Source organism: Lactobacillus delbrueckii subsp. delbrueckii DSM 20074 = JCM 1012 (genome assembly GCF_001433875.1).
Classification (GTDB): Bacteria; Bacillota; Bacilli; order Lactobacillales; family Lactobacillaceae; genus Lactobacillus; species Lactobacillus delbrueckii.
The window spans coordinates 9,097-17,472 of record NZ_AZCR01000027.1 but is presented as its reverse complement, the minus strand read 5'-3'; the positions used below and the strand labels follow the sequence as shown (position 1 = coordinate 17,472).

Below are 8,376 nucleotides of genomic sequence, written 5' to 3'. Positions count from 1 at the left end.
CGATTGAATATCGGAATCATGTTTTAACAACCTTAACGGCGTAATACTAAATTGTCCCAATTTTGGGGGTCACATCACTTCGCCTGTTTTTTGTTACAACTTTTTTTGCAAATCACTAAAATTCCTATTGACGATTCTTAAAGACTCCAGTATTGTTTAGTGTGTCACAACAGTAATACACCAATACGATTTAGGGGGTAACTATGGAAAAAGTGATGACTGTCAACAACGTTACAAAGACTTACGGTAAAAAAGGGGAGAAGCAGTTCCAGGCCTTAAAGGGCGTCTCGCTCAGCGTAGCCAAGGGCGAATTCGTCGCCATTATGGGGACTTCCGGTTCTGGTAAGACCACTCTTTTGAACATCATGTCGACCTTGGACAAGCCAAGCAGCGGCGAGGTTACGGTTAACGGCAAAAACATCGCCAAGCTGAAGAAGAACCAGATGGCCGACTTCCGGGCTAAAGAAATTGACTTTATCTTCCAGGACTTCAACCTCTTGGACAACCTGACCGCTAGGGAAAACATTGCCCTGCCACTTTCTTTGCAAGGGGTAAAAAGCTCAGAAATCGATTCTAAGGTCGATAAGATCGCAGCTAAGCTCAACATCAGCGAAGTCTTGGAAAAGTACCCAGCAGCCATTTCCGGCGGGCAGAAGCAAAGAGTTGCTGCTGCCAGAGCCTTGGTTCATGAACCGGCAATCTTGATGGCCGATGAACCAACCGGGGCTCTGGATTCTAAGTCTTCCAGGGCCTTGCTGGACACGATGGAGCTGCTTAATGAGAAAGACCAGGTTTCAATCTTGATGGTCACTCACGATCCGTTTTCTGCATCATTTGCTGACCGGATTCTCTTTATCAGGGACGGCTTGATTGATGAAGAGATCAAGCGCGGGGACTTGAAGCGGCAGGACTTTTGCAAGAAGCTGATCAGCCAGCTCAGCGAAAATACCGACTAGTTGAGTAAAGAAAGGGATTAACATGATTTTTAAATTGTCAATGACCGGGCTGAAAAGCCGGCTAAAAGACTACCTGGTCCTGTTTTCCGGCCTTAGCGCCGCCAGCATGATCTTCTACATGTTCTTGACTCTGGCCGCTAACCCGTCTTTCTTAAAGTCCAGTGTAGCGGGACGGCTGACCATGGGAGCAACTAAGTTTATTTTTTCCTTCGGGATCGTCCTCCTGGCCATCTTAACCCTGGTCTACTTGGCATACGGCCAACAGCTTCCTCTTGAGCATGAGAAAGCGGGACTACGGCATGTACATGATGCTGGGGGCAAAAAGCGGCAAAATCGGCCAGCTGATCTTCGCTGAGACCCTGGTAACTGGCCTTCTGGCAACCGGGATTGGGATTATCTTGGGCGTGGGGCTGACTGAACTGGTCTCATCCTTGATGGTCAAGCAGCTGGGGCTGACTCTGGCTCACTTTAATCCGCTCTACCTGCCAGCGGTTCTCTGGACCTTGCTTTTCTTTGTTGCCTTGTTCTTCCTGGCTGCTTCTTGGAACGCGGTCAAGCTGACCAAGACTACTCTGATCAATCTCTTAAACGAAGATCAGAAGCCAAGCAAGCTGAAGAGCCGGCCGGTCTTACGGACTATCCAGGCTATCGCGGGGGTACTGCTTTTGGCTACCGGCTACTGGACAATGTGGCATGTGGCGACTTTGCAGCTTAAGACAATTCCAATTGCTTTAGTAACCATCGTTTTGGGCAGTTTTTTAATCTTTGACGCCTTCTTTGTAGCGGTCATCGACTTTTTGCGGAAGAGACACAGCTTCCTCTACAAAGGGATGCGGCCTTACACTCTGGGCCAGTTAAAGTTCCGCCTGCATGGCTATACCAGAATCCTGTCAGCCATCTCAATTATGCTGGCCTTGGCCCTTGGCGCTATTACGGTCGGCATTAACTTCAACAACTTGAAGAATGCCATGACTGACGTTATGTACTACGATATTGTCTTAGTTGGCAAGCAGAAGAAGCTGGCTGACAAGGTTGAAAAAATCGGTACAGAGAAGGAAGTTACTTACAGCTACAAGGCTGATGAGAAAAATGGCATCCTCTATGTCAAGAAAAGTGAAATTGACAAGACGCCGCTCAAGATCCAAATGTATAACGCGGCATCTTCAGACAAGAAGAAGGCGATTGACAAGGAGAGGCGGATTTACCACACGGTTGAGGTTACTTCCAAGACCTTAACTGGTAAGCAGACTTCAGCTACGGTCAGAAATTCTGCTCAAGCTGCCAGCCTTTTCCCAGAAGATTCCAGCAAGGGATTTGTGGCCTTGTCAGATGCAGCTTTTGCCAAAAAGAAGCTGACGACTAAGGTCATCACTTTTTACAAGGTTAAGGATTTTGCCAGGAACAACAAGAAATTGCTGAAGCTTACTGAGCAAGAAATGAAGCTGTTCAGCAAGGACTCAATGGCATACGGCTACCTGGAATTCACCAAGTCGTTTCTTTACCAGCAAATCGCGGCAATGTGCTCAGGCTTTGAATTTATGGGCCTTTCCCTTGGTTTGTCCTTCTTAATGATGTTGGCTTCAACTCTGATGTTTAAGATCCTGTCAGCCGCAGCCAGTGATAAATTGCGGCACAAGATCCTCTACAAGCTTGGGGCTAGAAACAGCGTCTTGAGGGTAGCGATTAGAAAAGAAATTGCCATCTTGTTTGTGGCACCGGCGGTACTTGGCAGCCTGGACGTACTCTTTGGCTTGAAGATCTTTACGATTCTTCTGCCAGACCCCTACTACAAGATTTGGATTCCATTCTTAGCATTCTTCCTCTTGTACCTGGTTTACTACCTGGTAACCATTAAGCTTTACCAGGGGATTGTTTTAGAAGAGACTAAGCAAGACTAAGTTTTTATAGCAAATGAAAAGCGATCGAAACATAATACAGTTTTGGTCGCTTTTTGCATGGATTTAGAAGGTGAAGGCTTTTTGGAAAATCGGGCTTTGCCGCAAGTCGTAAACAAAGCCGTCAGTAGGGATGATTTCAAATGGCCGGAGCAGTTCCCGGCGTTCGGAGTCGGTCTTGTTGATCTCCAGCATTTCGGGATGCAGATGGAGCTACGATTTCCAAATCCTGTGCTGCTAAGTCTTGTAAAGATAGTTGCTTTTTCTTGGCTAAGGGATGACTTGCTGGCAAAGCTACTCGAAGAGGCGAAGGAACAATGGATATGAAAGAGAATTCGTGTTCACTCAGTGGCTCTTTCGCATAAGCCATTTCTAAAATGTCTACTTCAGCAGATATTTGCTGATAATCATTTATCTCTCTGAAAGATATTTGTGCTTTAGGATGATTCTTCCGAAATTGTGGAATTAGGCGACTACTTAAGGTTTGTCCATTTAAATCCAATTTCTGCAACTGCTAGAAATGTATCAAGTTCAGAAAGGAGAACAAAATGAACTTTGATATCGTAGTAGTAGGAGCTGGTGCTTCTGGCATCAGTGCAGCATTAACTGCATCAGAATGCGGAGCAAAAGTAGCACTATTGGAAAAAGGCGACAAATTTGGCGGTGCAGGGATGTTTGGTGCCCAGGGACTATTTGCGGTTGAAAGCAGGGCTCAAAAAGAAGCTGGAGTGAAGTACAGCCTAAAAGATGCCTATGAGGAAATCATCAATTATACTCACCATTCATCTAATGCGTTAATGGTTAAGGCCATTCTTGAAGAATCAGCAGCCACAATCGATTGGATGGCTGAATCAGGTTTGGAGACTGAATTAGTGACCAACACTCAAGAAGTCCACCAGGAGCATCCCAGAACCTATCACCAATTTATCGATAAGTTTAACGGATTTAAGCGGGTAATGAACAAGTTTTTAGAAAACGGCGGAGTCCTTATGACCGAAACTTCAGCCGAAAAAATTGTTCAAGAACAGGGTAAAGTAACTGCCGTTAAAGCAAACAGAAAAGGCGAAGAAATCACCTTGGAAACTAAAGCCGTAATCTTAGCTGATGGGGGATTTGTTGGCAATAAGGACGAAATCAAGCGTACTTTAGCAATTGATCCAGATGACCTGTACTCAATGGGTGAACGGAAAGCTACCGGTGATGGCCTTCAGATACTCAAAGAAGCTGGCGGCGTTAGCGATTACAAGAGAATTTTTGAAAACCATGCGGCAACTGTCTACTCAAAGACGGATCCAAAGTGGCACAACGCAAGTCTTTTTGACTTGACCAACATCCCACTCTTATGGGTTAACCGGGAAGGCAAGCGATTTACTAATGAAGACGTAGTATATGATTTCGCATTATGGGGTGATTCAGTTTACCAGATCGGTGGGTACTACTACTTCCTCTTTGACCAAGCAACTGTCGATTATCTCCGTCAGCAAGCTTTGGACTGGACAAGTTCATTTGAAAGAACCTTCCGCTTGCTAGATAAAAAGCCAATGACTTATCAAGTTGGTCCATATCCGCAACTAGACCAAGATTTAAATGAGGGTATCAGCCAAGGTGCTGTCTTCAAGGTAGATAGCATTCAAAAATTAGCAGAGAAGATTGCGGTTGATCCAGCAAATCTTACTGCAACAGTTAACCGATACAATGAACTGGTGGTAGAAGGTAAAGACATGGATCTTTACAAAGATGACCGTTTCATGACTTTGTTGGTCAAAGAGGGACCTTTCTATGCAGTTCGTGCTAATTCAACTACCCTGGGGACTGTCGGTGGTGCATTAGTCAATGAGCATTTTGAGGCTCTAAATGTGAAGAGACAAGTAATTGATGGTATTTATGCTGTCGGAAATGACGCATCAGGCCTTTATGACTCATCTTATCCAACAATTGAAGGCTTAAGCAACGCTTTTGCATGGAATTCAGGTCGAATTGCTGGCAGGTATGCTAGTGCTTATGCAGCAATGAATTAAATAGAACAGAAAAAGCTCTACCTAAAGTTTGGGTAGAGCTTTCGTTGTCAGTAAAATGCCATTATTCTTCTAAGCCATTACTGAATGTATCAAAAGTCAATTGACCCTTGATAATCCTGCCGTCAACAGGTGAGAGATATCGCTATCTTTAGAAACCAAGTTATAATCATCAAATGCTTCTTTACTAGGCTTTCCAGTATCTAATACCGTAAGTCCCTTGAGTTTGCTATGTACTTCTGTAATTACTGGACCGTACTGTGAGTGCACTATTGAAGACGTAAATAATTTGTTGTGTGTTTTCACCAGATAGCGCCCATATGCGAAATACAGTAGCTTGATTAGCTTAATTTGTGTCAATGGTTCAACGTTTTCATCTAAGGCCAAAATAATTTTCAACTCTTAGCCAATTTGCCAATTGTACAGCAATGAACTTTGGCTGGAAGCTTTGGTCAATAACAACAATATCTTCTTGCTGAAGATAAGCTTTGACCTTAGCAACAAGATCATTTGAGTAATTATTATCATCATCCATTATGTATTGACGCAACAATTCATCGTCACTGATCAAGTACTTTAACATTTTATTGTTTGCCGGTGTAGGAAATGCACCAGCTTCGTACAGAGCAATAGTATTTGGACTAAGTCCTGTCAGTTCTGCCAAATTGCGTTGAGAAAGACCAACTTTAGCCCGATATTTTTTAAGTTCTGTTGGCGAGAGGAGACCCATGTCGTCGCGATACGCTTGTCTAGCCATTTCAGATGCACGTTCATCAAGTTCAGCATCGTAAATTGGCTGATTTGTTTCATCACCAAAGCGAGCTGGCGCTGTGTTTTACAAAGTCTTCTGACGATAATTGCTCAATGATTGTCTTTGCTAACATGCGAGAAACAGGTACTTTCATTGTGCCTTGTCTTGCAACCAATTTAAATCTATCATGACTGACCAGAAATTTTAACTTTGTCAGTGCTTCAGCGACTTCCATAGGCTCCAATATCTCCTTGATTTTTGTACCACTATTATACTATCTCTTCAAAAAAATCTGCTGCTAATTAATAGCGCAACTAAAAACTCACCTCCAAAAGCGGGGGAGGGAACAGGGGAGGTGGTACCTTGCTACCTCCTTTTTGCTACGGCTTCTGTACAAACCGGCGAGTTTGTGCTTACATTAAATTATTGTAAAAGGAAGTCGATATCGTACATGAAGCATGTTTTTCTAATCAAGTCCAGATCAGTCCAGAAGTGATTCCCTCATCAAAAACATCGAAAGGGTGATGGAGGGGAGAGATTGCGAGATCTACTTTAGTGAGTACAAGGACCATGTAAAAGAAATCGTTAAAAATTACCCTGAAAAAACGCGATTCTATTCAGTTGGCGGAGACGGCTTTTTCAACCAAGTCATCCAAAATCTCGTGCACACAAACCATGGAGTTGTTTGCCTGCCATTTGGGACGGGCAATGACTTTTCCCGCGCGAGATGAGTCCTAGAGCCATCCTCAAAGCGACTTTAGACCAGCCAGCGATTCCAATTGACACAATTTTAGTCAATGATGAGCGCTACTGCGTCAACGTTGGCTGCTTTGGACTTGACGCCTTGATTGCTTGACGTTAAAACGCTTAAAAGCGCAGCATATGTAGCTTCAATTCTGCGCAATATCAGCCGCTATAAGTTTGCCAAAGTAAAGGTCATAGGCCACAAAATGGCCTGCTTTTTTAACGACCAGGTCACGCTCTGTGCCTTCTGCAATGGACGTTTTTACGGCGGGGGCTTCCAAATTTCACCCAAATCAAAGATCAACGACAGTATAACAACGCCTGCTGCAATGAATCTTGATGGTGAAAAGAAGGAAGCAGCGAAGTATCATCTGGTTGTTCAGCCAAAATCCTTGAACTTGGTCATTTGACAGACTAGCTAGTGAATCTGCCGCAATACGGACAGATTTTTTTGTAGCTTGATAAATTGATAAAACAGAAATCAAAAGCAGAAAAGAAAAATAAAAAATGCTCAAAAACTCAGTAAAATTGCTATAAAGCAAATCCTTGAGCCAAAAGGGCATCTCGAACTTCTGTCATTAAAATTATAGTTTTAAAGAAACTAAACCATGGATTTATCTTGTCAATCCGGCAGTGGTATCGGTGGAGTGAGTCGCACTTTTTTAGTAACTACTGCAAGCTGGCCTTGATATCTGGCCATTCCTCAGCCAGCATCGCGTAGTGATTGCAATCGTGATAGCCGTCTTTGAGGATCAAGCGGCCGTGCAAAGTGCCTTCAATCCGCATGCCGCAGCGCTGAGCTACGCCGTTGCTTGGCAAGTTGTCAGCCGCGCACTCCAGGTAAACCCGGTGCAAACCGTATTCGTCAAAAGCGATGTCCAGCAGAGCTTGAACCGCTCTGGTCATAATCCCGTGTCCGCGGAAACTTTTGCCTAAAAAGTAGCCGATATCAGCTTCCAGGTTCATTTTATGAAACTCATTTAAGCTGATCTTGCCAGCCAGGCGACCGTGGTACCAAATTAACAAGTTCAAGGACGTCCCAGCCGCAAAGCCGTTCAGGTCGTTTTGGATAGCAGGTAATTCATCGTCAATTGACTGCACGTGGTCAACCCATGGTAAAAATCTTCCAAGGTCGTCACGATCTGCATCAATCAAGGCGTAGAGCTCGTCAACATCGCTCAGCCGCGGCAGAGCTAATTTAATTTCGTCATCAACTTTGTAGCTAAACATTTTTCCTCCAGTAAGTCGTCAAATAATAAATAGAAACAAAAACTAAGTACGTTTAATATCTTTAAATATAACATGCTGAAGCAGATCCTGCCAGTCGACCAGCGCCACCTCTCTCGTTTCTTTTTAGCTTAACTTTACATAATATGTATTATTCGAACCATTAGCTAAAAACGAAATCGTATCCCCTCCAAACAAAAAAGCACTGCATTTGCAGTGCTCAAGTTTAAGATGTTTGCGGTTCAGTTGTTTGGTTCTGCGTATTTGGATCACTAGTGACTTCGCCCTTAGGCGTTTCAACGTTGTTTGCCTTAACATACAAGCCAACGCTGATTGCCCAGTACTTGCTGCCATTGATTTTTTTCTTGCCGCCATAGACAGTTACCGGGCCATTCTTCAGCAAGACACCGGAATTCTTCATCCGCTTGCCACTGCTGGAATAAATGTAGCTGTTATGGTTCAACTGGCAATCCAAGCCAACCACGTTCATATATGCCACGTACTTGTTTTGGCCGATCATGATATATGGCTTGTCACCAACATAATTAATCATGCTGTAGCAGCCAACGGCTTTACCGGCCAGGATCTTCTTGTCCTTGGTCCGTTTGCCTTTCTCGTCATACACGTAAGTGTTGACCATGGCATTCTTGTAAAACGGTTTGTCAGCATCTGAAGCTGCCGTAGTCTTTGCCTTTGGCGCCAAAATAATGGCAAAAGCCAGCACAAATATTAACTTAACGAGCCAAACCCGTTTTAACTTCACTCTTGTTCACGCAAACCTTTCTTAC

The 8,376-nt window shown here is 43.9% G+C and carries 10 protein-coding genes and 2 pseudogenes; 5 read left to right on the top strand and 7 right to left on the bottom strand.

Features of this window, described 5'->3' with window-relative positions; genetic code table 11:
- The first annotated feature begins 203 nt into the window (after positions 1-203).
- Both FD23_RS05170 and FD23_RS05165 read left to right on the top strand, forming a co-directional pair.
- Complete coding sequence (locus FD23_RS05170; protein WP_025895675.1) at positions 204-956, top strand: ABC transporter ATP-binding protein; 753 nt, start codon at positions 204-206, stop codon at positions 954-956.
- 22 nt (positions 957-978) lie between these two features.
- Positions 979-2,854: pseudogene (locus tag FD23_RS05165) on the top strand (FtsX-like permease family protein).
- A 63-nt stretch (positions 2,855-2,917) separates the two neighbouring features.
- Here FD23_RS05165 and FD23_RS10900 read toward each other — a convergent pair.
- Positions 2,918-3,046 (bottom strand): hypothetical protein, encoded by a 129-nt coding sequence (locus tag FD23_RS10900; RefSeq protein ID WP_257786480.1) that lies wholly within the window; start codon positions 3,044-3,046, stop codon positions 2,918-2,920.
- Positions 2,991-3,353 (bottom strand): LysR substrate-binding domain-containing protein, encoded by a 363-nt coding sequence (locus FD23_RS09325; protein WP_230844834.1) that lies wholly within the window; start codon positions 3,351-3,353, stop codon positions 2,991-2,993. Before FD23_RS09325 ends, FD23_RS10900 begins: the two co-directional genes overlap by 56 nt.
- Before the next feature lie 46 nt (positions 3,354-3,399).
- Between FD23_RS09325 and FD23_RS05160 the strand changes: the two genes are divergently transcribed.
- Positions 3,400-4,869, top strand: coding sequence for an FAD-dependent oxidoreductase (locus FD23_RS05160; protein WP_025895673.1), 1,470 nt, complete (start codon positions 3,400-3,402; stop codon positions 4,867-4,869).
- 96 nt (positions 4,870-4,965) lie between these two features.
- On the opposite strand, the gene FD23_RS10465 is transcribed toward FD23_RS05160, so the two are convergent.
- From FD23_RS10465 to FD23_RS09900, 3 genes are all read right to left on the bottom strand, one after another.
- Positions 4,966-5,172, bottom strand: coding sequence for a hypothetical protein (locus FD23_RS10465; RefSeq protein WP_230844837.1), 207 nt, complete (start codon positions 5,170-5,172; stop codon positions 4,966-4,968).
- 67 nt (positions 5,173-5,239) lie between these two features.
- Entirely contained in the window at positions 5,240-5,623 is a 384-nt protein-coding gene (locus FD23_RS10460) for a helix-turn-helix domain-containing protein (protein WP_230844835.1), read from the bottom strand.
- 52 nt (positions 5,624-5,675) lie between these two features.
- A complete protein-coding gene (locus tag FD23_RS09900; protein WP_011678274.1) occupies positions 5,676-5,852 on the bottom strand; it encodes a hypothetical protein in 177 nt (58 codons plus the stop codon).
- 265 nt (positions 5,853-6,117) lie between these two features.
- On the opposite strand from FD23_RS09900, the pseudogene FD23_RS05155 reads away from it, so the two are divergent.
- Both FD23_RS05155 and FD23_RS05150 read left to right on the top strand, forming a co-directional pair.
- Positions 6,118-6,348, top strand: a pseudogene (locus tag FD23_RS05155) (diacylglycerol kinase family protein); the annotation flags it as partial.
- Positions 6,349-6,465: 117 nt separating this feature from the next.
- A complete protein-coding gene (locus tag FD23_RS05150; RefSeq protein ID WP_230844836.1) occupies positions 6,466-6,771 on the top strand; it encodes a diacylglycerol kinase family protein in 306 nt (101 codons plus the stop codon).
- Positions 6,772-7,030: 259 nt separating this feature from the next.
- Here the strand turns inward: FD23_RS05150 and FD23_RS05145 are convergent, their stop codons facing one another.
- Together FD23_RS05145 and FD23_RS05140 are read right to left on the bottom strand one after the other, a co-directional pair.
- A complete protein-coding gene (locus tag FD23_RS05145) occupies positions 7,031-7,591 on the bottom strand; it encodes a GNAT family N-acetyltransferase (RefSeq protein WP_025895672.1) in 561 nt (186 codons plus the stop codon).
- Positions 7,592-7,814: 223 nt separating this feature from the next.
- Positions 7,815-8,351, bottom strand: a complete 537-nt coding sequence (locus FD23_RS05140; protein WP_052933660.1) for an SLAP domain-containing protein — start codon at positions 8,349-8,351, stop codon at positions 7,815-7,817.
- Positions 8,352-8,376 lie beyond the last annotated feature (25 nt).